This window comes from Pseudomonas danubii, assembly GCF_042980055.1.
In the GTDB taxonomy this organism is placed as follows: domain Bacteria; phylum Pseudomonadota; class Gammaproteobacteria; order Pseudomonadales; family Pseudomonadaceae; genus Aquipseudomonas; species Aquipseudomonas danubii.
The window spans coordinates 3,300,096-3,323,191 of sequence record NZ_CP116502.1; the positions used below are offsets into that span (position 1 = coordinate 3,300,096).

Genomic DNA, 23,096 nt, shown 5'->3' on the forward strand with positions numbered 1-23,096 from the left:
CGTGCGACTCAAGTGCATCAAGCTGGCGGGGTTCAAGTCCTTCGTCGATCCGACCACGGTGAACTTCCCCAGTAACATGGCGGCGGTGGTGGGGCCCAATGGCTGCGGCAAGTCGAATATCATCGACGCCGTGCGCTGGGTGATGGGCGAAAGCTCGGCGAAAAACCTGCGTGGCGAGTCGATGACCGATGTCATCTTCAATGGCTCCACCAGTCGCAAGCCAGTGAGCCAGGCCAGTATCGAACTGGTGTTCGACAACTCCGACGGCACCTTGGTGGGCGAATACGCGGCCTACGCCGAGATCTCCATTCGCCGCAAGGTCACACGCGACAGCCAGAACAGCTATTTCCTCAACGGCGCCAAGTGCCGCCGTCGGGACATCACCGACATCTTCCTTGGCACCGGCCTGGGGCCACGCAGCTACTCGATCATCGAGCAGGGCATGATCTCCAAGCTGATCGAGGCCAAGCCCGAGGACCTGCGTAACTTCATTGAAGAAGCCGCGGGCATTTCCAAGTACAAGGAGCGCCGGCGCGAGACGGAAAACCGCATCCGCCGCACCCATGAGAACCTCGCCCGCCTGACCGACCTGCGCGAAGAGCTGGAGCGTCAGCTGGAACGCCTGCATCGCCAGGCCCAGGCCGCCGAGAAGTACCAGGAATACAAGGCCGAGGAGCGCCAGCTCAAGGCGCAACTGTCGGCTCTGCGCTGGCAGGCATTGAATGAGCAAGTCGGCCAGCGCGAGTCGGTGATCGGTAGCCAGGAAGTCAGCTTCGAGGCCCTGGTGGCTGAGCAGCGCAATGCCGATGCTGCTATCGAACGCTTGCGTGACGGTCACCATGAATTGTCCGAGCGCTTCAATCTGGTGCAGGGGCGCTTCTATTCGGTGGGCGGTGATATCGCCCGGGTCGAGCAGAGCATCCAGCATGGCCAGCAGCGCCTGCGGCAATTGCAGGATGATCTCAAGGAAGCCGAACGTGCGCGCCTGGAAACCGAGTCGCACCTGGGGCACGACCGCACCTTGCTGGCAACCCTCGGGGAAGAGCTGGCCATGCTCGAACCCGAGCAGGAGGTCACTGCAGCCGCCGCCGAGGAAGCCGCCGCGACCCTGGAAGAAGCCGAAACCACCATGCACGGCTGGCAGGAGCAGTGGGACGCCTTCAACCTGAGTTCTGCCGAGCCGCGGCGCCAGGCGGAAGTGCAGCAGTCGCGCATCCAGCAGCTCGAAAGCAGCATGGAGCGGCTGGCCGAGCGTCAGCGACGCCTGGGGGAGGAGCGCGAATTGCTCTCGGCCGACCCGGAAGACGCGGCGATCCTCGAACTCAACGAACAATTGGCCGCCAGCGAAGCAACTCTGGAAGACCTGCAAGCCAGTGAGGAATCCCAGGTCGAGCGCCTGGAGCAACTGCGCCAGCAATTGCAGCAGGCGACCCAGGCTCAGCAGCAGGCCCAGGGTGAATTGCAGCGGCTCAATGGCCGCTTGGCGTCTCTGGAGGCCCTGCAGCAAGCCGCGTTGGACCCGGGCACCGGTACTGCACAGTGGCTGCGTGAACAGCAGTTGGCCGAGCGTCCGCGCCTGGCCGATGGCATGCACGTGGAAGCGGGCTGGGAGCTGGCGGTGGAAACCGTGCTTGGCGCCGATCTGCAAGCGGTGCTGGTGGATGATTTCACCGGTATCGATCTGGCCGGTTTCCAGCAAGGCGACCTGCGTCTGCTGAGCCTGCAAGGCGATGCGCTGCGCATGCCCGGCAGCTTGCTGGACAAGGTGGAATCCACGGTCGATCTGTCGCCCTGGCTGGGGCAGGTCAAACCGGTGGAAAACCTCGAACAGGCCCTGGCCTTGCGTGGGCAACTGGCAGCCGGGCAGAGCCTGATCAGTCGCGACGGCTACTGGGTCGGCCGGCATTTCCTGCGGGTGCGGCGGGCCAGCGAAGCGGAAAGCGGCGTGCTGGCGCGAGGCCAGGAAATCCAGCAACTGACCCTGGAGCGCGATGAGCGCGAAGCCAGTGTCGAAGCCCTGGAGAGTCAATTGCTCAACCTGCGGGCCCAGCAACGTCAGCAGGAGAACGGTCGCGAACACTTGCGTCGCCTGTTGCAGGACGAGGCTCGCCAGCAGGGAGAGTTGAAAGCCAAGCTGTCCGCCGGCAAGGCCAAGGCCGAGCAGTTGAATCTGCGTCGTACCCGCCTCGATGAAGAGCTGGTAGAGGTCGGCGAGCAGCGTGAGCTGGAGCATGAACAAGTGGGCGAGGCGCGTCTGCAATTGCAGGAGGCCCTCGACAGCATGGCCCTGGACACCGAGCAGCGTGAGCTGCTGTTGGCCCAGCGCGACAGCTTGCGCGAGCGCCTTGATCGGGTGCGCCAGGAAGCACGCCAGCACAAGGATCACGCTCATCAATTGGCGGTGCGCATGGGCTCCCTCAAGGCCCAGCACGATTCCACGCGTCAGGCCCTGGAGCGTCTGGAGCTGCAGTCCGAGCGCCTGTCCGAGAAGCGCGAACAGCTCAGCCTCAACCTGGAGGAGGGCGAGGCACCGCTGGAAGAACTGCGCCTCAAGCTCGAAGAGCTGCTGGAAAAGCGCATGACCGTGGATGTCGAGCTCAAGACCGCGCAGATCGCCCTGGAAGATGCCGATCGCGAACTGCGCGATGCCGAGAAGCGCCGTAACCAGGCCGAGCAGCAATCCCAACTGATCCGCGGCCAGCTCGAACAGCAACGCATGGAATGGCAAGCCCTGACCGTGCGCCGCAAGACCTTGCAGGAGCAGTTGCTGGCCGATGGCTACGACCTGGACGGCGTGCTGGCGACCCTGACCGGGGAGGCCAGCGAGCAGGCCGCCGAAGAAGAGCTGGAGCGCATTGCGGCAAGAATTCAACGCTTGGGCGCAATCAACCTTGCGGCCATCGACGAGTATCAGCAGCAGTCAGAGCGCAAGCGCTATCTGGATGCCCAGGACGCCGATCTGGTGGAGGCCCTGGAAACCCTGGAAAACGTGATTCGCAAGATCGACAAGGAAACCCGCAATCGATTCAAAGATACCTTTGATCAGATCAACGGCGGTTTGCAGGCACTCTTTCCAAAAGTTTTTGGTGGCGGCAGCGCTTATTTGGAACTGACGGGCGAAGATCTACTCGATACAGGGGTAACGATCATGGCGCGTCCTCCCGGGAAGAAGAACAGCACCATTCATTTGCTCTCGGGGGGCGAAAAGGCATTGACTGCCTTGGCCCTGGTATTCGCCATCTTCAAGTTGAATCCGGCGCCGTTCTGCATGCTCGATGAAGTTGACGCGCCGCTGGATGACGCTAACGTTGGACGCTATGCAAGATTGGTTAAAGAGATGTCGCAGACTGTGCAGTTCATCTATATCACCCACAACAAGATCGCCATGGAAATGGCCGATCAGTTGATGGGGGTGACGATGCACGAACCCGGTTGTTCGCGCCTGGTAGCCGTGGATGTCGAGGAGGCGATGGCGATGGTGGACGCTTGAGTCCGGGCGACTAAGGTGACTATTGGACGGCAAGTCGGGGGATTTTTCACATTACCAAGCTGGCCAATCGACATATTGGCCGTAACCGTTGCGACAGACGGTGTAAAGTTGCCTTTGGTCGTGCTAGTTTAATGTCAATTTTTCCTATGCGTGGGCAAAACGCCATTCAGAACATAGAGTTGGCGCCACGTTTTAAAGCGGTTTGCAGATTGTAAACCCCTTATTTTTCAGCATTTTTTATAGAGGCACGGGATTACATGGAAATCGGTCTGCGCGAGTGGCTGATCGTCATCGGCATTATTGTTATCGCCGGTATTCTTTTTGATGGCTGGCGGCGTATGCGCGGCGGCAAGGGGAAGTTGAAGTTCCGTCTTGATCGAAGTCTTTCCAATCTGCCGGACGATGAAGGCAGTGCCGAACTCCTGGGTCCGCCTCGGGTGCTGGATACTCATAAAGAACCGCAACTGGACGAGCACGATCTGCCGTCGGTGAGCATGCCTGCCCGCGAGCCTCGGGATAGTTCTTCGTCCAAGCGCGGCAAGCGTGGGGGCGAGCCTCATCAGGGTGACCTCAATCTGGACCTGGATCTGGATAGCGGCCCAAGCTTCAGTAGCCGCGACGATGACTTCCCGGCGGATGAAGGCAAGGCTGCCGGTCACAGCGACAAGGAACAGCCGCAAGCCGAAGAAGTTCTGGTGATCAGTGTGATCTGCCGCGACAGCGCTGGTTTCAAAGGCCCGGCACTGTTGCAGAACATCCTTGAAAGTGGCCTGCGTTTTGGCGAGATGGATATCTTCCACCGCCACGAAAGCATGGCGGGCAATGGCGAAGTGCTTTTCTCCATGGCCAATGCGGTCAAGCCCGGCGTGTTCGATCTGGATGATATCGATCACTTCAGCACTCCGGCGGTGAGCTTCTTCCTAGGCTTGCCTGGCCCGCGTCACCCGAAGCAAGCCTTCGACGTGATGGTGGCGGCGGCGCGCAAGCTGTCCCAGGAGCTCAATGGCGAACTCAAGGACGACCAGCGCAGCGTGCTGACTGCCCAGACCATCGAGCACTACCGCCAGCGTATCGTCGAATTCGAACGCCGCGCTCTGACCCAGAAGCGCTAAGCTTCCACAGTCAGCTCCTCTCGCAGGAGCTGACTGTGCAGGAACTGGCTTGCCAGCGAAGCCCACGCCCCCATCTTCAGATCGAGCAGCCTAGGCTGCTCTTTTGCTTTATGAGAGAACCCCCATGACCGCCGCTGAAACCCGCATTCTTGAGCTGCGCGCCGAGCTGGACCAACACAACTACCGTTACCACGTACTGGACGAACCGAGCATTCCGGACGTCGAGTACGACCGCCTGTACCACGAACTCAAGGCCCTGGAGGCCGAGCACCCAGAGCTGGTCACCAGTGACTCTCCAACCCAGCGTGTGGGCAGCGCGGCGCTCTCGGCCTTCACCCAGGTGCGCCATGAAATCCCCATGCTCAGCCTGGGTAACGCCTTTGAAGAAGTCGACATGCGCGAGTTTGATCGCCGGGTCAACGAAGGCCTGGACCTGCCGGCGGGCGATCTGTTTGGTGGCGGTGCGGCGGTGGAGTACAGCTGCGAGCCCAAGCTCGACGGCCTGGCGGTCAGCCTGCTGTATCAGGATGGTGTGCTGGTCCGTGGCGCCACCCGTGGCGACGGCACCACCGGTGAAGACATCAGTGTCAATGTGCGTACCGTGCGCAACATTCCGCTCAAGCTGCAAGGCAGCGGCTGGCCGGCGACCCTGGAAGTGCGCGGCGAAGTCTTCATGTCCAAGGCCGGTTTCGAGCGCCTGAACGCGGCGCAACTGGAGTCGGGCGGCAAGACCTTTGCCAACCCGCGCAATGCGGCGGCGGGTAGCCTGCGCCAGCTGGACTCGAAGATCACTGCCAGCCGGCCGCTGGAGTTCTGCTGCTACGGCCTGGGCCAAGTCAGCGCCGACATTGCCGACACGCATATTGGCAACCTGGAGCAACTCAAGCAGTGGGGCATGCCCATCAGTCGTGAGCTGCGCCTGGCCAAAGGGGTTGATGAATGCCTGGACTATTACCGTGAGATCGGCGAGCGGCGCAATGCGCTGCCCTATGAGATCGACGGTGTGGTGTTCAAGGTCAACAGCATCGCCTCTCAGCGTGAACTGGGTTTCCGTGCCCGGGAGCCGCGTTGGGCCATTGCCCATAAATTCCCGGCCATGGAAGAACTCACCGAGTTGCTGGATGTGGAATTCCAGGTCGGCCGCACTGGCGCCGTGACGCCAGTGGCGCGCCTGAAGCCCGTCAAGGTGGCGGGAGTCACTGTGTCCAACGCTACTTTGCACAATATGGATGAGGTGGCGCGCCTGGGGCTGATGATCGGCGACACGGTGATCATCCGCCGCGCCGGTGACGTGATCCCGCAAGTGGTGCAGGTGGTCGTTGAGCGTCGCCCTGAAAACGCCCGGCCGGTACAGATTCCGCAAAGCTGTCCGGTCTGTGGCTCTCATGTCGAACGCACGCAACTGGTCAAGCGCAGCAAGGGCCGGGAAACCGTCAGCGAAGGCGCGGTGTATCGTTGCGTCGGTCGCCTGGCCTGCGGTGCCCAGCTCAAACAGGCGATCATCCACTTCGTTTCCCGTCGAGCCATGGACATCGAAGGCCTGGGGGACAAGACCATCGAGCAACTGGTGGACGAAAAGCTCATTGCTTCGCCTGCGGATCTCTATCAGCTCAAGTACGAACAGATCATCGATCTGGAAGGTTTTGCCGAGGTTTCCAGCAACAAGCTGCTCAAGGCTATCGAGGACAGCAAGCGTCCGGCCCTGGCTCGCTTCATCTATGCCTTGGGCATTCCGGATGTGGGTGAGGAAACCGCCAAGGTCCTGGCCCGTTCCCTGGGAACCCTGGAGCGGGTCCAGCAGGCTTTGCCCCAGGTGCTGACCTACCTGCCGGATGTGGGGCTGGAAGTGGCCCACGAGATTCACAGCTTCTTCGAAGACAGTCATAACCGGAGCGTGATTGGTGCCTTGCTGGCCGAGGATCAATGCGGCCTGGTGTTGCAGGATCAGGGCGAGCTGGGGGCAGAGTTTGCCGCCAGCACCACGCTGGGCGGCATGCTCGACAAGCTTAATATCCCCTCGGTGGGGCCGGGTGCGGCGCAGAAACTGGCGGACAAGTTCGGTTCCCTGCAGGGCGTGATTGCGGCTGACTGGCTGGATATGCGCCAGGCCCTGCCGGAGAAGCAGGCCAAGTCGGTGCGGGAGTTCTTCGACAACCCGGCCAATGCCCGGTTGGCCCAGGCCATCGAAGAGCAGCTCAAGGCCTTTGGCATGCATTGGCAGAGCGAAAAGAAGGTGGTCGAAGGCCTGCCGTTGGCTGGCAAGACCTGGGTGCTCACCGGCTCCCTGGAGTTGATGAGTCGCGATGTGGCCAAGGAAAAGCTGGAAAGCCTGGGGGCCAAGGTGGCGGGGTCCGTTTCGGCGAAAACCCACTGCGTCGTCGCCGGCCCCGGAGCCGGTTCCAAACTGGCCAAGGCCAATGAGCTGGGGCTCAAGGTCCTGGATGAAGCGGCCTTTGTCGCCTTTCTTGTCGACCACGGCATCCCCATCCCCGCGTGATCCTTGGGAGCCGGCTGGGCAGCGATGGCTTCGCCAGCAAGCCGGCTCCTGACAGGCCGAGGGAACGATGAGGCAGCCAGGATGATCTAGTCTTGGCAAGCCCCAGGGAGGATGCGTCATGTACCGTTTCTTCGAGCAGCTCAGTTCCCGGATCGCCGCGCCCTTCGTCGGTGACCGCTCACGCAACAGCAAACTCTGGTCATGCCGCTGTGGGCAGTCGCTGTTCTTTCGCAACAGCCAGTGCCTGGCGTGCTCTGCCTTGCTCGGTTATGCGCCGCAATCAGGCTGTCTGTCGTCCCTGCAGCCAGGGCCCGCCGCCGGGACCTGGGTGTTGGATGCCGAGCCTGATGCGGGGGCGTTCAAGCGCTGCGCCAACCTCGATACGCCCGCCGCTTGTAACTGGCTGTTGCCGGCCCACCTGACCGGTAATCTGTGCGTAGCCTGCAGCCTCAACCGCACCATCCCCGACTTGTCCGTCCCGGAGAATCCGGAGCGCTGGCGCAAAGTGGAAATCGCCAAGCGCCGCCTGGTCGCCCAACTGATCGCCCTCGGGCTGCAAGTGATCCCCAAGAGCGACGACGAAGCGCGGGGCCTGGCTTTCGACTTCCTTGGTGTTGATCTTGAGGGAAGGACGCCCATTACCGGACATGCCAATGGCCTGGTCACCCTGGATATCAAGGAAGCCGATGATGCCCATCGCGAGCGGGTGCGGGCGCAGATGCATGAACCGTACCGCACCCTGCTTGGGCACTTTCGCCATGAAGTGGGGCACTACTACTGGGATCGGCTGATTGCCAACAGCCCCTGGCTGGAGTCGTTTCGCAGCTTGTTCGGCGACGAGCGCTACAGCTACGCCGAGGCTCTGGAGCAGCACTATCAGCAGGGTGCGCCAAACGGCTGGCAGCAAAGCCACGTCAGTGCCTACGCCACCATGCACCCCTGGGAGGACTGGGCGGAAACCTGGGCTCACTACCTGCACATGATGGACGCGGTGGACACCGCCCTGGGCTTTGGCATGAGTGCCCGCGACGTCGATCTCGACTACCAGCCGTTTCCCCTGAGCAGCCTGTACGACCCGCAGCATCCTGGCGGACCGGCGTTCCTGGCCTTCGTCAACGCTTGGATCGAATTGGCTGGCATGCTCAACGAACTGTCCCGCAGCATGGGCCAGCCGGATTTCTACCCCTTCATCCTGCCGCCGGCGGTGATTGCCAAGCTGCATTTCATTCATTTGGTGATCCAGCAAGAAGGCGGCCGTGCCGACGAAGTGCTGTCCCTGGACTGACTCCACCGTCCTTCAGGCGATGGGGGAGGGCTTTTACCCAGAGGTGTATCCAAGTGCTTGAAGCTCATCGGATTTTTTAATCTGCAACGAGCGGTTGTAAGTTCAACTCAGATAGGTACAATGACGCGGCTCGCCGTCAGGCGAACGTCGTTATGGTGACCCCATCGGTCCCCCCGCAACGATTACCCGTGAACCTGGTCAGAGCCGGAAGGCAGCAGCCACAGCGGGAACATTGTGTGCCGGGGTGTGGCTGGTGGGGTTGCCTCCAATCTTCAAATGATTCTCTTCTAGCTGTTTTTCACCCTTTGCCATGCGCTGGTACAAGGCGTGACATATCCGTATCGCTTCGATCCTACCTAACGTTGTACCGCCACTCGGCCTAAAGCTTCCGAATCGTGGTGCTGGATCTTATGCGTCCGTCGTTTTCTCAAGCATATCTTTTGCTCCTTGCCAGCCTGTGGCGAGCCTGAGGGGCTTATCCATCGGCAAGAGTTTTTGCTGTCAGTTCAAAAGCGCTGCGCTGCACGTCGGGCTTGAGCGGTCTACGCTGTTTCTCCGAAAGGGAAAGGACCTATAGCAGGTCTTCTGCTTTATCCAACGTAGCTTGAACAAGGAAGTCGATAAGATGGCGCGCCTCACGGATAAGGAATTCAATGCGGCTTTGCCTGTGATGCAAAAACTTTTGTGGGCTGACCAGCAGGACAGGGAGCGCTTGCAGGGGCATGGACTTAACTTGATTCCTGTGAACTTCTACTCGAACACGCCATCGATTTCCGAGACATTCAACTCCTATGAATACCGCGAAGCAGAGCCGCCGTATTTGCACTGTGGAATATTTGATCGGGACAAGCTGCGGGCAGAGCTTGTCGAGTTGATTCGATATGGGGTCGACTTCACTCCGGCGCAAACCGGGGATAAGGAAAACAGTCGTTCGTACTTCTGGAAAAACGGCCAGTTCACAGGCAGTGACGCCATGGCCTACTACGCCTACATACGGCGCATCCGTCCGAGGAACATTGTCGAGATCGGCAGTGGTTTTTCTTCGCTGATTGCCTTGGAGGCATTGTCCAGGAACGCGGTCGGGCGGTTGCATTGCATCGAGCCCTTCCCGCGGCCGTTCATTGCTGCGCTGGGGGCCGAGGGTGCACTTGAGTTGCAGGTAAGGCCGGCTCAGGAACTGACGGTCGAGTGCCTGAACGCCATTCTGCAAGATGGCGATATCCTTTTTATCGACTCCACGCATACGGTGAAGACCGGTAGCGACTGCCTGCACATTTACTTGCGCCTGCTGCCGAAAATAACCAAGAAGATCTTTGTCCATGTGCATGATGTCTTTCTTCCCTTTGCGCTGCCGCAGAGTTGGGTGATTGATCATCAGATCTATTGGACCGAGCAGTATCTTCTGCTTGCGTTGTTGATTGATAACCCGCGAACCCGGCTGTTGTATGGCAATGCCTATCACAAGCACTTTAATGACGACCTGTTGAGCGAATTCATGTACGGCCGATCCGTTAGTGGTGGCGCCAGTTTCTGGTTTGAGTTTGATGGGCGCAGGGAATGCGCGTAGCGCCATCTACGGCCTCTTCAAAGACTGCTTCTGCGACCTGGAGGATTCCAAGGGGTGCCTATCGAAGTTAAGCTCTCGCGTTTTTTTGCTACCAGGGACGGAGTGCCAATGGCGCTGACCAGTAAAATCTGTGCTTATGACAATCACTGGCCTGCGGCCTTCACTGCCGAGCAAGCGCGTATCGCCCAGGGCTTGGGCGTCGAGCTAGTGGATATTCAGCATGTGGGCAGCACGGCTGTTCCAGGGCTGGCGGCCAAGCCGGAAATCGATCTTTTGGCCGTGGTCGTGGAGCACCGGGATGAGGCTGCGCGCAATGCCTTCATGGCGACCCTGGGCTATGTCCGGGGCAGTGATTTGTCCCCGGGGCATCACTTTTACCGCCGCGATGTTGAAGGCGTGCGGACCCACAAAGTGCATGTCTGCATCTGTGGTCATGAGCAGATCGGGCGCATGCTGCGTTTTCGTGATCTGTTGCGTCAGGACAGCGGCATCCGTCAGCAATATCAGGATCTTAAGCTTCGGCTTGAAGCCGGCAATCGCGAGGGCATTGGCGAGTATCTCGCGCAAAAGGCGCCCTTCATCGATGCGGTGATGGATGGCCTGTCGCGGTGAGGCGCGCTGGCTAGATCGCTGCCCGCAGTTCACGGGGCGAAAGCCCGTAATGCTTGCGAAAGCGCGCCGCAAAGCGTGATGCCGAGGCGTAGCCGCTGGCTGCGGCGATTTCACCGATAGGGCGTGGCGTGGTTTGCAGCCACTGCAGGGCCAGGCCCAGCCTGACGTTCTCGAGGATGTTGCTGAAGCTGTCGTTCTCGTTCGCCAGCTGGCGACGCAATGTGGAAGCCCCAAGGTTCAGGCGCTCGGCGACGCAGGCTACTGTCCAGTCCCGCGCCGGGTTGCTCATGAGGATCTGTTGCACCCGTTCGCACAGTGGGTCGTGACGATCCAGCAGCAATGGGCCGGCCCAGCCGCCAAGGGCCAGGGCCAGCAGCACCGCTTCGCCGTAGTGGCTGCGCAGGGCGTCCGGTGCATCGCTGGCAATGCACTCCAGCAGGTTGTCCCAGGCCAGGGCGGTGTGCCGCTCCAGGGGGACGCAGAGCTCCGCGCCGCTGCGCCCGGGACGGGTAATGATCTGCTGGCGGTAGCGCAGGCTGAACGCCCGCAAGGCCGGGGCAGGAAAGGTCACGACATCGGCGATGTAGTGACCCTGCGCGCCCGGATAGTTGCTGATGCCCACTTCGCGTCCCGCCGGCAGCAGGATCAGGTGCTGGCCGCCCACGCGCATCTGGCGGTCGTCCCACTCCATGCGTTTCTCGCCCTGGCGCACCCGGCACAGAGCACTGACGAAAATCGGTACCCGTTGCAGGGCATGGGCTTGCCGGGCGCGGATGACGCAGGTGTCGATACGGCTTTCATGATGCTGCAGGCCAGCAGGGGCATTCATCGTTACTAGCGTCCGTAAGTAGCGGTCAGTGTGGTCTTGGCCAAGGCGTTGGCGTTGAGCATGTAGCCCACCAATGCACCGCTGGCCTGGGCATCGAGGGGCAGTTTATCCACCTTCAATGCCCAGACGGTGAACTGATAGCGATGCGGTTTATCGCCCACTGGCGGGCAGGCGCCGCCAAAGCCGGGTTGGCCGTAATCGGTACGCCCCTGAATGGCGCCGGGCGGCAGTTGCTCGCCGTTGGCGCTACCGGCACCTCTGGGCAATTGCTGGGTGGAAGTCGGGAGGTTGACCAGGGTCCAGTGCCACCAGCCGCTGCCGGTGGGGGCGTCCGGATCATAAACAGTGATGGCAAAGCTTTTGGTGCCCGGTGGGGCATTTTTCCAGGACAGTTCGGGAGAGGTGTTGCCGCCTTCGCAGCCAAAGCCCTGGAACACTTCACGAGGGCTCAAGGGGTGGCCGTCGCTGATGTCGTGGCTGCTGATGCTGAACTCGGCGGCTTGGGCGCCAAGGCTCAGACCCAAGGAAAGCACGCTGAGTAAAAGTCGGTTTTTCATGAGGGGCTCGTCTGGGTGTTGGTGATGAAAGACGAGTCTATTGGCAGGCTGAGTCCGTTGTTGTGCCGGGGCGCTCGTGCATTGTGCCGAAACGCTCGCCGGCTTGCCGGGAAAGGGCGTCATGCTCCCAGCTGTTCCCGCAACAACTGGGCAAACGCATCCCGTGCACTGTGGCGCTTCACGTCCTGGTGCCAGACAAAGCGGTTGTCCACCGGCAGCAGGTCGCTGAAACGCTGCACGTTCAGGGTCGCCGATTGTGAATAGCGTTCCAGCACACCTTCCGGTATCAGCGAGACGCCGGCACCGACACTGACGCAGCCGATAATGGTGCCCCAGCTGGCATACCCGGTAATGGGCAGGTTCAGGCCGTGCCTGGCCAGCCAGGTTTCCAGGGCGCGGCGATAGGGGCAGCCCGGTGGCCACATGAACAGATTCTGCCCCTGCAAATCGCTGGCGCTGCGGATGGGGGCGGTGCCTGCACTGGAAATCAGCACCAGTGGCTCGTGGTAGAGCACGGTTTGCTGAAGCTTGGGCGGCAAGGTATCGATGGCCACCAGGGCGCCGTCGATACGCTGGTGTTGCAGTTCTTCAAAGAGTTGCGACCAGGTGCCGGTTACCAGTTCCACGTTCACTTTGGGGTAGCGTCGGTGGTATTGCGCCAGCAGCGGTGGCAGGCGGCCGCCAGCGCAGGACTCGATCGAGCCCAGGCGCAGCAATCCGCTGGGCTCCGCCTGGCTGTCCACGGCGCGTTTGGCTTCGTCGACCAGAGCCAGGATTCGCTCGCTGTAGCCGAGGAATATTTCCCCGGCCGGGCTGATCTTCAGCCCGCGCCCGACCCGGGTAAACAGCGGGGTACCGAGTTCGCTCTCCAGCTGCTTGAGGCGGTTGGTGATATTAGAGGGCACGCAATGCAATTGCTCGGCCGCGCGGGCAATGCTGCCGGAGCGGGCCACGGCTTTCACCATCTTCAGTTGGGTCAGTTCCATTGCTCATTTCCAGTGAGGGGTAGCCTCAGTATCGGTTAGTTGTGGTGAGTTATGGGGGGCGAGAGACTGCGTTTCTTCTTATTGTCTGGATGCCTGTGCCGTGAAGCGCTTACCTGGGTTCAAGCTATTGCTGGCTACCGCTGCGGTCATTCTGTGCTGGGCCTATTCACCGGTGGGTATCCATATTGGCCTTGAGGGCTACAGTCCGGGGCATCTGGCGCTGCTGCGCTTCCTGATCGCTTCGCTGTTCATGGCGGCAATGGCAGTGGCGTTGAAAATATCCCTGCCGCGCTGGCGTGATCTGCCTTGGCTGCTGGTGCTGGGGTTCTTTGCCATCACCCTGCATCACGTCAGCCTCAATTATGGTCAGCAGGGCTTGAGTGCCGGCGCGTCGAGCGTGCTGGCGCAGTCGGCACCGATCTTCAGCACGCTGATCGCCTTTTTCTGGCTCAAGGAGCCGGTCAGTGGTTGGCGCTGGGGCTGCGTGGGGCTGGGTTTGCTTGGAGCGGTGCTGGTGGTGGCGGCCGACAAGGGGCTGGGCTCGGTCGAACCGCGCGGATTGCTGGTGTTGTTGGCGGCTTTTTCCTGGGGGTTGTACTTCGTTTTGCAACGGCGCTTTTCCGGGCACTACGGCGTGTTGACCACGGTGTGCTACATGGTTTGGGGCGGTACGTTGCTGTTGTCGGTGTACGCACCCGGGTTGCCCGAGGCGGTGGCACAGGCGTCGTGGCGGGTGAATCTGGCGGTGCTGTTGCTGGGGTTGTTTCCCAGTGCTTTGGCCTATCTGGCCTGGGCTTACGTATTGGAGCGGGTGGAGGTCAGTCGGGCGTCGATCGCCATGTATCTGATTCCACCGACGGCGATGCTGCTGGCTGCGATGGTCCTGGGAGAGCGGGTGCAATCTTCTGTGGTGCTGGGGGCGGCCGTGGTGCTGGGCAGTGTGATGGCCATGCAACTGGAAGGGCGTTGGCGGCTGCGGGCCTTGCCGGCGAAGGAGCGAGATGTGCAGGTAAAACAGGGTGGTTGATAAGCTGCAACGCCCCCTCATCATGCGGGGGCGTTGCACCTTGCAGTCAGCCTTTTTTCTTGAACAGCCGGCCGGCGAACGCGGCAAGTGCGAGCACGCCGATGACAATGAACTTCTTGCCGGCCAGGAGCAGTACCCCCAGCTTGGCGAACAAGCCAGCCTTGCTGGCCAGGCCTCCGGCCACCAGGGCGGCCAGGCCATAGGACGCCAGTTTGTCGGTGCTGGGGTTGTAGTCGGCGTAGCGGTTGCCATCGGTGAAGTTGGTGAAGGCCAGGACCTTGGGAATTTCGCGCTTGATAGTTGCCAGGTCGTCCATGGAGGCGACCGCGTTGAGTTCCAGCACGCCTTCGCGCCCCAGCACCCGGATGCTGTAGTTCAGGGTGTGGCTCTCGGCGCCTTCAGCCTTGAGTTCGCGGGCCCAGTACATTTTGTGGGATTGCGCGTCATAGCTTGGCTGTTCGGCCCAGCCCAGCAAGTGGATGGCGCCGTAGCCCTGTTCCTTGCGTTGCTTATTGTCTTCCTCGTCCGCTTCCTGCATTTGCTTGAGCAGGTCCTGATAATCGATTTTCGCCGCGTCGTCATCGGAAATGTGGCCGTCATTCTTGTAGCTGATGATCACGCCCCAGCCTTCGGCGGACAGCGGGCTGACTGCGCTGGGCACGATCATGCCCAGGGTGGTGAAGCCGGGTGGGTTGCCCCAGCCCTCGGTCAGCAGCTTCTCGGTGTCCTTGGGGTTGAGGTAGTAGAACTCCTGGCTCAGGTCGAGGCTGGCGATATCACCGGGCAGCTTGACGTTGCCGTGGCGTGGGGAGAGTGAGGCGAGAAACTGTTCGGCGGTCTGGGGTTCGGCGTCCTTGCTCTCGTTCGGCGCGGCGGCAAAGGCAAGGAGGGGCGTGGCGCAGAGGACGGCCATCGCCATGAGGAGGCGCAGGTACTTCATCGTATTCCCTTACAAATTGTGACAAGTCGGCGGGGAGGATAGCGATGAGTGTTGGAGGGCTCAATGAGGTGTTTCTAGTAATCTCTCAGCGCTGGCGGGGAAGGCGCTGGTATAGCGCCTCTGTTGGGGCATGGATTCAGTCGACAGTGAGATAGAGCACGCGCAAGCGATGTCCGTCCGGATCAAGGGCGAGCAGGGTGTAGCCGAAGTCCATCTGGGTGGGGGGCTGGGCGATGGTCATGTCCAGCGCTTGCCAGTGGCGATGCAATTCGTCCACGGCTTCTCGACTGTCCACGGCCCAGCCCAGTTCGCCGCCACCACCGGTTGATTGGGCGCTCGGTTCAACCGTGTGCCGGGACCAGAGGCCGAGCTTGATCCCCGAGTCGAGGATGAACAGGGCAAAGGATGGGGATGATTCCACCGGCTGTTTGTCCAGCAGGCGGCTGTAGAACTCTGCACTGAGGGGCGGGCTGTCCACATAAAGCAGGAAGTAGGTGTTACTGATCATGACGACTCCAGGGGCCTTTGGGCTGTGCTGTGGGCACAAGCTTATGGGCTGGGTCTGTCAGTTCCTGTCAGGAGTCGTGGATTAAAAAAGAGGCCAGCTTATCAGGGGTGATAAGCGTGCCTCTTCTCGTTGATTTGTTGCGGGGCTCAAGGCTTGGACAAGGCCTGGTCTACCGCTGCTATCAGCTTTCCCAGATCCTTCGGGGTGGCTTTGTGAATGACACCGAACAAATAAGCCCGCTGTTCCTCTTCGTCGCCCAGATCGGCGAAGAAGGCTTTCAGCTTCACTCCCAGTACTTCGGCTAGCAGAAATAGAGCTTCAACGCTGGGGGTGTAGGTGCCGGTTTCGAAGCGGCTGATGGTTTTTGGGTCAAAACCGGTTTTTTCACCTAGTTCAGCCTGAGTAAGCCCCGCTACCTTTCGATAACGCTTGATGGCTGCACCCAAACTTGAAATTTGCATCGCTCAATTCCCATTTAGAATCAAGAACTTAACGATAAATATTGGCATTAGACAACACCATGATTCATCACCTTGCTTTGCAAAATGTGATGCATTTCGTAGAATCGGCGCTTCGGACAGGTATTTGGTGATCTAGTTTCAGAGGGCAGGTTTATGAAACAAGAAATCATTGCATTTCCCTTGTTCACCTAAACCGAGGACTTGGCAGAGGCTCGACCGTCTCGTAAATCCCGCCAACGCACCGTCCGCCGTCCCCCACCTGACGCCTTATCTGATCCTAGTTGATCTTCGTCGAATCGACGGTCAACTGCCGCGCAAACCGCTGTACGGCTGCAATCAGGGCGATCTTTTCGATTGAGTCGTACCGCCAGGAAAGTACATTTCGAATCAACCTGTTGCCGGCTTCCCGGTGCTGTTGATCGCAGGCTGTCTATGGAGTTCTAAAGTGCGTCTCAATTTGCCGGTCACCTCTGTTGAGCAGACCTTTCCCGACCAGCAGCGGCTCATATCCGCCACCGATACCAACAGCCACATCACCTACTGCAATGCCGAATTCGCCGCGATGAGTGGTTTCAGCCAGGCCGAGCTGATTGGTAGCACCCATAACCTGGTGCGTCACCCGGATATGCCGGCGGCGGTGTTCGAGTCGATGTGGGGGTATCTCAAGGCAGGGCAGAGCTGGATGGGCGTGGTGAAGAACCGCTGCAAAAACGGCAATTTCTACTGGGTCAGCGCCTATGTCACGCCCATCCTCGAAGAGGGTCGACTGGTGGGTTATGAGTCGGTGCGGGTCAAGCCGACCCGGGAGCAAGTGAACCGCGCTGAAATCCTCTATGCGCGACTGCGTGCTGACAAGGCACCGGTCTCGGTCTGGCGGCACCTGGAGGCAGCAGCCAGGCCATTGCTGTTGCCGGTAGCGGTGGCGGTGGGTTGCCTGGCGGCATTCACCTGGTTGCCGACGCTGCTGGCCCAGGGGCTGACGGTCACAGGGTTCGTGGGGGTCGGGCTGATGGCCCAGCGCCGTTTGGGGCAGCAGCTCAAGCAGATTGTCCGTAGCACTCCAAACACCTTTGCCGATCCGATCTGTGCCCTGGCTTACAGCGACGCGCTGGGGCCGGCGGCGCAGTTGCAACTGATCCTGGCCAGTGAAGAGGCGCGGCTGAAAACCGCCTTGACCCGACTCAGCGACCTGGCTCGACAGATGGCTACGGCGGCGGCCGACTCCAGTCAGTTGTCCAGCCGCACTGAGTCGGCGCTGCTGGAGCAGCGAGCGGAGACCGACATGACGGCCGCCGCCATGACCCAGATGGCCGCTTCGATCACCGAGGTTGCGGAACACGTACAGCACACCGCCAGTGAGGCCCACACTGCCAACCTGCTGGCCCAGCAAGGCAGCCAGGTGGCGGGCACTTCCCGTGACGCCATCCAGTTGCTGGCCCGCACTGTTACCCAGATCAATCAGGCGGTGGGTGACCTGGCCGGGCAGACCCAGGACATCATGGTGGCGGCGAGCATGATCCAGGCGATTGCCGACCAGACCAACCTGCTGGCCTTGAACGCAGCCATCGAAGCCGCTCGTGCCGGAGAGCAGGGGCGCGGGTTTGCCGTGGTGGCCGATGAGGTGCGCGCCCTGGCCGGTAAGACTCGTGAGTCCACCCAGCAGATCCAGGGCATCATCCAGAGCCTGCGGGCCGGTGCCGATGAGGCGGTGCAGATCGCCAGCCTGGGCATCGAGGAAGCCGAGCAAGGGGTGCAGCAGGTCTTGCAGGCGCAGCAAGCCTTGCAGGGCATAGGCGCCGCGGTGGAGCGTATCACCGACATGAGTCAGCAGATGGCTGCGGCGTCCCAGGAGCAGTCCCATGTAGCGGAATCGGTTTCCGAACAGATCAACAGTGTCGCCGCCACGGTGCAGCGCACTGCCGAGAATGCCAGCGCCGGAGTCGTTCGCGGCGCGGAGCTGGAAAACATCTCTTCCGGGCTGCGTGCCTTGGTCGAGCGGTTCAACCGCTAGCGACAGTGAGTTCGACTCATGGATGAGAAATACCGCAGGGCCGTCGATGCCGCCGCCATTTTCTCCGAGACAGACCTCGGCGGTTGCATCACCTATGTCAACGACCTGTTCTGCCAGATCTCGGGCTACAGCCGTGAAGAGCTGATCGGAGCCAACCACCGGATGCTCAGTTCGGGGCTGCATCCACCGGAGTTCTTTACCGAGCTGTGGCAGACCATCATCCAGGGGCGGGTGTGGAAAGGTGAGATCTGCAACCGTGCCAAGGACGGCAGCCTGTACTGGGTCGACAGCACCATGGTGCCCCTGGTGGATCAGCGCTCCGGCAAGGTGATGCGCTATGTATCGATCCGCTTCGATGTCAGCGAGAAGCGCCAGTTGCTGCATTCGCTGCAATGGCGGGTTGGGCATGACGTGCTCACTGGTCTGCCCAATCGGGCCTTCCTTTCCGATCTGCTGCACCAGGCGCTGGACTTCTCCCGCCAGGAGAATATTCCCCTGGCGGTATGCATGCTCGATCTGGACGGTTTCAAGGCGGTCAATGATGGCTACGGTCACGCCTGTGGTGACCTGCTGCTGGTGGAAGTGGCTGCGCGCCTGCGTTCGATCATCAGGGGTGAAGATGTGGTGGCACGCCTGGCCGGAGACGAGTTCGTGCTGATCCTGCGTTACGTCAGGGACATGCTGGAGCTGCGGGCGGCACTGCAGCGGGTGTTGGCGACCATTTCCCAGCCGTATTCGATCCAGGGCAAGGACATCAATGTGTTTGCCAGCATTGGGGTGACCCTGTTTCCCACCGATAACCATGATGCCGATACCTTGCTGCGCCACGCCGACCAGGCGATGTACGTGGCCAAGCAAAGCGGACGCAATCGCTTCCACCTGTTCGATGTCCTGCGTGATCGTGAAGTGATGGTCACCTACCAGACGGTGGAGCACGTGCGCCAGGCGCTGAACAGCGGCGAGCTGCAGCTGTATTTCCAGCCCAAGGTCAACATGCGCAGCGGCGCGGTGGTGGGGTTTGAAGCCATGCTGCGCTGGCAGCACCCGCAGCGCGGGATGCTGGGTTCCCAGGATTTCCTGCCTCAGGTGGAAGAGACCGACCTCATCGTCGATATCGGCGAGTGGGTCATGGATCAGGTGATGAGTCAGCTGCAACGCTGGCAGGCGGCGGGCCATGTCTGGCCGGTGAGCCTGAACGTCGCGGCCCGGCATTTCCAGCGCACGGATTTTGTCGAGCGGCTCAAGGGGATGCTCGATCGCTACCCGGATGTGTCACCCGTCTTGCTGGATCTGGAGATCGTCGAGTCGGTGGCCATCGACAATATTCAGCGAGTCAGCGATTGCCTCGATGCCTGCCAGGGCTTTGGTGTGCAGTTTTCCCTGGGGGACTTCGGTACTGGGCATTCGTCCCTCAGCTACCTCAAACGTCTGCGTACCCAGACCATCAAGATCGATCGATTGTTTGTCCGCGACATGCTTCACGACCAGGATGACCAGGCCCTGATTCAGGCTCTGGTCGGACTGGCCCGGGCGTTTGGCCGCCAAGTTGTGGCCGAGGGCCTGGAAAGCCTGGCCCATGGTGAGCGATTGATGGCCCTCGGATGTGAGGTGGCCCAGGGTGAGTTCATTGCTGCACCCATGCCCGCTGACGCCGTGCTGGAGTGGGTAAGCAACTTCGAGCCGCCGCTGCCGTGGCGGTGCGGCACGCTTCAGGGCGACACGGTGTCGGAGGCCTGAGCGCCGGTCTGCGGGTCGACGTAGCGCTGGACGATGGCATCGATCTCGCCGGACATCTTCATCTTCAGCAGGGTCCGCAGAATTCGCTGGGCCGGCACTGCCGGGTCATTGCGCACGTAGCAGCCCACAGCTTGCTCCTGCAGCAGCGCGACGCGGTGCAAGGGTTTGCCGGAGGACTGGGTCTTGTTGAACCAGTCCAGGGTCCACTGGCTGGCGATAGCGTACTGGTAGCGTCCTACCTGGAGCTTTTGCAGGACTTGCTCCTCGTTGCGGGCATCGTCACGAATCAGCTGGGCGCTCTCGAACAGGGGTTGCAGCGAGGTGTAGGTGTAGCTCAGTACGGTGCCGATGTGCTGAGTGGGCAACTGCTGCGGGTTGATCGGCTCATGATGGTAGCGGTTACTGACCAGCAGGTTGCGTTGCACGAACAGCGGCACGCTCCACAGGTAATCCCCGGACAGGTTCGGCAGCCAGGCTTGTGCGGCGAAGCAGCGCACGTCGACTTCGCCCTGGGCCATGGCGTTCTGCACCCGGGCGCGGGCCAGGACGTGGAACTCGGCACGGGTGCCCATATGCCGGGCGAGGCTGTTCATGGTGTCGTAAAGGATGCCGGCGGTGGGTTGCTCGCCATCGACCTCGATGGTCGGCATGGCCCAGCTGTCGGCGATGACAAAGCGTAAAGGCGCTTCGGCGGCTTCCAGGCTGGTGCTCAAGAGTAGCAGGGCGCCCCAGGTCAAATGCATACGGTCTCCCACGGTTCTAACGACCGAGCAATCCTTTGCGAAATGCAGCTTAGACAGATTAGACGAGCGCGCCGGATGCAATTTCGCCCTTGCTCCGCTAGCATTACCGGCTTCCGCTTTCCAGTTGCGACGGTTTTCGATGAGTTATCAGGTTCTTGCACGTAAATGGCGTCCGCGCTCGTTCCGCGAAATGGTCGGCCAGACCCATGTGCTCAAGGCTCTGATCAATGCCTTGGACAGCCAGCGGCTGCACCACGCCTATCTGTTTACCGGCACCCGCGGGGTGGGCAAGACCACCATCGCGCGGATCATTGCCAAATGTCTGAATTGTGAAACAGGCATCACTTCCACGCCGTGCGGCACCTGTTCGGTGTGCTGCGAGATCGACGAAGGACGCTTCGTCGACCTGATCGAGATCGACGCCGCGAGCCGGACCAAGGTCGAGGACACTCGTGAGCTGCTGGATAACGTGCAATACGCGCCGAGCCGCGGGCGCTTCAAGGTCTACCTGATCGACGAAGTGCACATGCTTTCCAGTCACTCGTTCAACGCCTTGCTCAAGACCCTTGAAGAGCCGCCACCCTACGTCAAGTTCATCCTCGCAACCACCGACCCGCAGAAGCTGCCGGCGACCATTTTGTCCCGTTGCCTGCAGTTCTCCCTGAAGAACATGACCCCCGAACGGGTGGTCGAGCACCTGAGCCATGTGCTGGGTGTAGAGAACGTGCCGTTCGAAGACGACGCATTGTGGCTGCTGGGCCGCGCCGCCGACGGCTCGATGCGTGACGCCATGAGCCTGACCGATCAGGCCATCGCCTTCGGTGAAGGCAAGGTCATGGCCGCCGACGTGCGAGCGATGCTCGGCACCCTCGATCACGGCCAGGTCTATGACGTTCTCCATGCCCTGATCAATGGTGACGCCAAGGCGTTGCTGGAGGCTGTGCGCCATCTGGCGGAGCAGGGCCCGGACTGGAACGGCGTGCTCTCGGAAATTCTCAACGTGCTGCACCGGGTCGCGATTGCCCAGGCGTTGCCCGAAGGGGTCGACAACGGTCATGGCGATCGTGACCGGGTACTGGCTCTGGCCCAGGCGCTGCCGGCCGAAGACGTACAGTTTTATTACCAGATGGGCCTGATCGGCCGTCGCGACCTGCCGTTGGCGCCGGACCCGCGAGGGGGCTTCGAAATGGTCTTGCTGCGGATGCTGGCCTTCCGCCCGGCGGACACCGCGGATGCACCGAGACAGCCGCTAAAGCCAGTGGGGATCAGCCAGGCCACAGTTGATTCCGCCCAAGCCGTGGCGGTACCAGCACCTGCTGTGCCTGTGGCTCCCGTTACTCCTATTGCCAGCGCGCCGGTCGCACCGGCTCCGATTCCAGCTCCGCCGGTCGCGCCTGTACCTGTCGCGCCGCCGGTTGCCGAAGCGCTTGCCGTCGAAGCGGTTGACGTCGAGCCTGGGCCGGTGGCCGCCGAGGAGGTGGTCGACCTGCCTTGGAACGATCCGGTAGCGCCGCAGATCGAGCAGCAACCAGCTGTTGAACCGGTGCTGGACGTGGTGGCCGAACAGCCCGAGCTGACGCCAATGCCAACTCCAACGCCCGACAGCGTGGTGCCGGATGCGCCGGAGTGGGTCAGTGCGCCGGTGCCCGAGCCGAGCGTGGCCGAGGTCGACGCTGCCACCCCGGGCATTGATCTGGACGACGAGCCGCCCCTGGACGAGGACTACATCGAGCCGGACATGGATTCGGCCTACAGCTACCTGGACGAGCTGGCCAGCGAGCACGCCGCCGATCCGGCCCCGGAGCCCGAGCCGGAACCTGCTGCCAAGCCGGCCACCGGCCTGGCCTTGGAGTGGCTGCAACTGTTCCCGAAACTGCCGATCTCCGGCATGACCGGCAGCATCGCCGCCAACTGCACCCTGATGGCCGTAGAGGGTGACAACTGGCTGTTGCACCTGGACCCGGCCCACAGCGCACTGTTCAACGCCACTCAGCAGCGCCGGCTCAATGACGCGCTGAACCAGTACCACGGACGTACCCTGACCCTGACCATCGAGCTGATCAAGCCCGAGCAGGAAACCCCGGCCCAGGCCGCTTCGAGGCGTCGGGCCGACCGTCAGCGCGAGGCGGAGGACTCGATCCACGGCGATCCGTTCATCCAGCAGATGGTCCAGGAGTTCGGCGCCGTGGTGCGCCAGGATACTATTGAACCTGTCGAGGCCCTGGCCGCTCAGGGTTGATCACTTAAAGGGCGCCGGACCCTGGGTCGGGCGCTGTTTCAATCCCCGTACTTTGAGGTAATTCCCATGATGAAAGGTGGCATGGCCGGCCTGATGAAGCAGGCACAGCAAATGCAAGAAAAAATGGCCAAGATGCAGGAAGAACTGGCCAACGCTGAAGTCACCGGCAAGGCTGGCGGCGACATGGTCACTGTGGTCATGACCGGTCGTCACGACATCAAGCGTGTGAGCATCGACCCGAGCCTGCTGGAAGGCGTCAGCGAAGATGACCGTGAAGTGCTGGAAGACCTGTTCGCCGCTGCGGTCAATGATGCCGTGCGCAAGATCGAGTCCAACAGCCAGGAAAAAATGTCCGGCATGACTGCCGGCATGCAACTGCCTCCAGGCATGAAACTGCCGTTCTGAGTCGCCCAGGCGCTTCGGATGGACGCAAAAAGCCAGGCCTTGAGCCTGGCTTTTTTTATCCTGTCGATAAGCACTGCGCTGTTCGTGGGA

The 23,096-nt window shown here is 61.2% G+C and carries 18 protein-coding genes, 1 other RNA gene and 1 pseudogene; 13 read left to right on the top strand and 7 right to left on the bottom strand.

Features of this window, described 5'->3' with window-relative positions:
- Window position 1: 1 nt before the first annotated feature.
- From smc to PFZ56_RS15390, 7 genes are all read left to right on the top strand, one after another.
- Window positions 2-3,490 carry a chromosome segregation protein SMC gene (gene smc / locus PFZ56_RS15360; RefSeq protein ID WP_170004296.1) on the top strand — a complete coding sequence of 1,163 codons (3,489 nt, stop codon included), beginning with the start codon at window positions 2-4 and terminating at the stop codon, window positions 3,488-3,490.
- Between the two features lie 257 nt (window positions 3,491-3,747).
- Window positions 3,748-4,602 carry a cell division protein ZipA gene (gene zipA, locus PFZ56_RS15365; RefSeq protein WP_102878987.1) on the top strand — a complete coding sequence of 285 codons (855 nt, stop codon included), beginning with the start codon at window positions 3,748-3,750 and terminating at the stop codon, window positions 4,600-4,602.
- A 124-nt stretch (window positions 4,603-4,726) separates the two neighbouring features.
- Complete coding sequence (gene ligA, locus PFZ56_RS15370; RefSeq protein WP_123392352.1) at window positions 4,727-7,099, top strand: NAD-dependent DNA ligase LigA; 2,373 nt, start codon at window positions 4,727-4,729, stop codon at window positions 7,097-7,099.
- 118 nt (window positions 7,100-7,217) lie between these two features.
- Window positions 7,218-8,384 carry a putative zinc-binding metallopeptidase gene (locus PFZ56_RS15375; protein ID WP_110652554.1) on the top strand — a complete coding sequence of 389 codons (1,167 nt, stop codon included), beginning with the start codon at window positions 7,218-7,220 and terminating at the stop codon, window positions 8,382-8,384.
- A gap of 162 nt (window positions 8,385-8,546) precedes the next feature.
- An RNA gene (ffs, locus tag PFZ56_RS15380) (signal recognition particle sRNA small type) lies at window positions 8,547-8,643 on the top strand.
- Between the two features lie 366 nt (window positions 8,644-9,009).
- A complete protein-coding gene (locus PFZ56_RS15385; RefSeq protein WP_102878990.1) occupies window positions 9,010-9,951 on the top strand; it encodes a class I SAM-dependent methyltransferase in 942 nt (313 codons plus the stop codon).
- Window positions 9,952-10,059: 108 nt separating this feature from the next.
- Window positions 10,060-10,563: a GrpB family protein gene (locus PFZ56_RS15390; protein WP_170004298.1), complete on the top strand. Its 504-nt coding sequence runs from the start codon at window positions 10,060-10,062 to the stop codon at window positions 10,561-10,563.
- 10 nt (window positions 10,564-10,573) lie between these two features.
- Here PFZ56_RS15390 and PFZ56_RS15395 read toward each other — a convergent pair whose 3' ends face one another.
- The 3 genes from PFZ56_RS15395 to PFZ56_RS15405 form a co-directional block, all read right to left on the bottom strand.
- Complete coding sequence (locus tag PFZ56_RS15395; RefSeq protein WP_170004300.1) at window positions 10,574-11,392, bottom strand: helix-turn-helix transcriptional regulator; 819 nt, start codon at window positions 11,390-11,392, stop codon at window positions 10,574-10,576.
- A gap of 5 nt (window positions 11,393-11,397) precedes the next feature.
- Window positions 11,398-11,949, bottom strand: coding sequence for a kinase inhibitor (locus tag PFZ56_RS15400; protein ID WP_110652557.1), 552 nt, complete (start codon window positions 11,947-11,949; stop codon window positions 11,398-11,400).
- 119 nt (window positions 11,950-12,068) lie between these two features.
- Window positions 12,069-12,935, bottom strand: coding sequence for a LysR family transcriptional regulator (locus PFZ56_RS15405; RefSeq protein WP_102878994.1), 867 nt, complete (start codon window positions 12,933-12,935; stop codon window positions 12,069-12,071).
- A 100-nt stretch (window positions 12,936-13,035) separates the two neighbouring features.
- Here PFZ56_RS15405 and PFZ56_RS15410 point away from each other — a divergent pair, with 100 nt between their 5' ends.
- A complete protein-coding gene (locus tag PFZ56_RS15410) occupies window positions 13,036-13,962 on the top strand; it encodes a DMT family transporter (RefSeq protein WP_170004302.1) in 927 nt (308 codons plus the stop codon).
- Window positions 13,963-14,008: 46 nt separating this feature from the next.
- On the opposite strand, the gene PFZ56_RS15415 is transcribed toward PFZ56_RS15410, so the two are convergent.
- The 3 genes from PFZ56_RS15415 to PFZ56_RS15425 all read right to left on the bottom strand — a co-directional run bounded on the left by PFZ56_RS15415 (window position 14,009) and on the right by PFZ56_RS15425 (window position 15,871).
- Window positions 14,009-14,902 carry a DUF2167 domain-containing protein gene (locus PFZ56_RS15415; RefSeq protein ID WP_170004304.1) on the bottom strand — a complete coding sequence of 298 codons (894 nt, stop codon included), beginning with the start codon at window positions 14,900-14,902 and terminating at the stop codon, window positions 14,009-14,011.
- 136 nt (window positions 14,903-15,038) lie between these two features.
- Entirely contained in the window at window positions 15,039-15,410 is a 372-nt protein-coding gene (locus PFZ56_RS15420; protein WP_102878997.1) for a VOC family protein, read from the bottom strand.
- Window positions 15,411-15,556: 146 nt separating this feature from the next.
- Window positions 15,557-15,871 carry a helix-turn-helix domain-containing protein gene (locus PFZ56_RS15425; RefSeq protein ID WP_011060220.1) on the bottom strand — a complete coding sequence of 105 codons (315 nt, stop codon included), beginning with the start codon at window positions 15,869-15,871 and terminating at the stop codon, window positions 15,557-15,559.
- Window positions 15,872-16,316: 445 nt separating this feature from the next.
- On the opposite strand from PFZ56_RS15425, the pseudogene PFZ56_RS15430 reads away from it, so the two are divergent.
- The 3 genes and pseudogenes from PFZ56_RS15430 to PFZ56_RS15440 all read left to right on the top strand — a co-directional run.
- Window positions 16,317-16,598 (top strand): annotated as a pseudogene (locus PFZ56_RS15430) (PAS domain-containing protein); the annotation flags it as partial.
- Window positions 16,599-16,790: 192 nt separating this feature from the next.
- Complete coding sequence (locus PFZ56_RS15435; RefSeq protein ID WP_371826161.1) at window positions 16,791-17,882, top strand: methyl-accepting chemotaxis protein; 1,092 nt, start codon at window positions 16,791-16,793, stop codon at window positions 17,880-17,882.
- Window positions 17,883-17,900: 18 nt separating this feature from the next.
- Window positions 17,901-19,619 (top strand): bifunctional diguanylate cyclase/phosphodiesterase, encoded by a 1,719-nt coding sequence (locus PFZ56_RS15440; RefSeq protein WP_102878998.1) that lies wholly within the window; start codon window positions 17,901-17,903, stop codon window positions 19,617-19,619.
- On the opposite strand, the gene PFZ56_RS15445 is transcribed toward PFZ56_RS15440, so the two are convergent.
- On the bottom strand, window positions 19,592-20,362 hold the full coding sequence (locus tag PFZ56_RS15445; RefSeq protein ID WP_110652561.1) for an ABC transporter substrate-binding protein: 771 nt from the start codon (window positions 20,360-20,362) through the stop codon (window positions 19,592-19,594). The two genes, PFZ56_RS15440 and PFZ56_RS15445, sit on opposite strands and share 28 nt — an antisense overlap.
- Window positions 20,363-20,501: 139 nt before the next feature.
- On the opposite strand from PFZ56_RS15445, the gene dnaX reads away from it, so the two are divergent.
- Window positions 20,502-22,601: a DNA polymerase III subunit gamma/tau gene (gene dnaX, locus PFZ56_RS15450; protein ID WP_170004308.1), complete on the top strand. Its 2,100-nt coding sequence runs from the start codon at window positions 20,502-20,504 to the stop codon at window positions 22,599-22,601.
- 66 nt (window positions 22,602-22,667) lie between these two features.
- Window positions 22,668-23,006: a YbaB/EbfC family nucleoid-associated protein gene (locus tag PFZ56_RS15455; RefSeq protein WP_015634779.1), complete on the top strand. Its 339-nt coding sequence runs from the start codon at window positions 22,668-22,670 to the stop codon at window positions 23,004-23,006.
- Window positions 23,007-23,096: the final 90 nt, after the last annotated feature.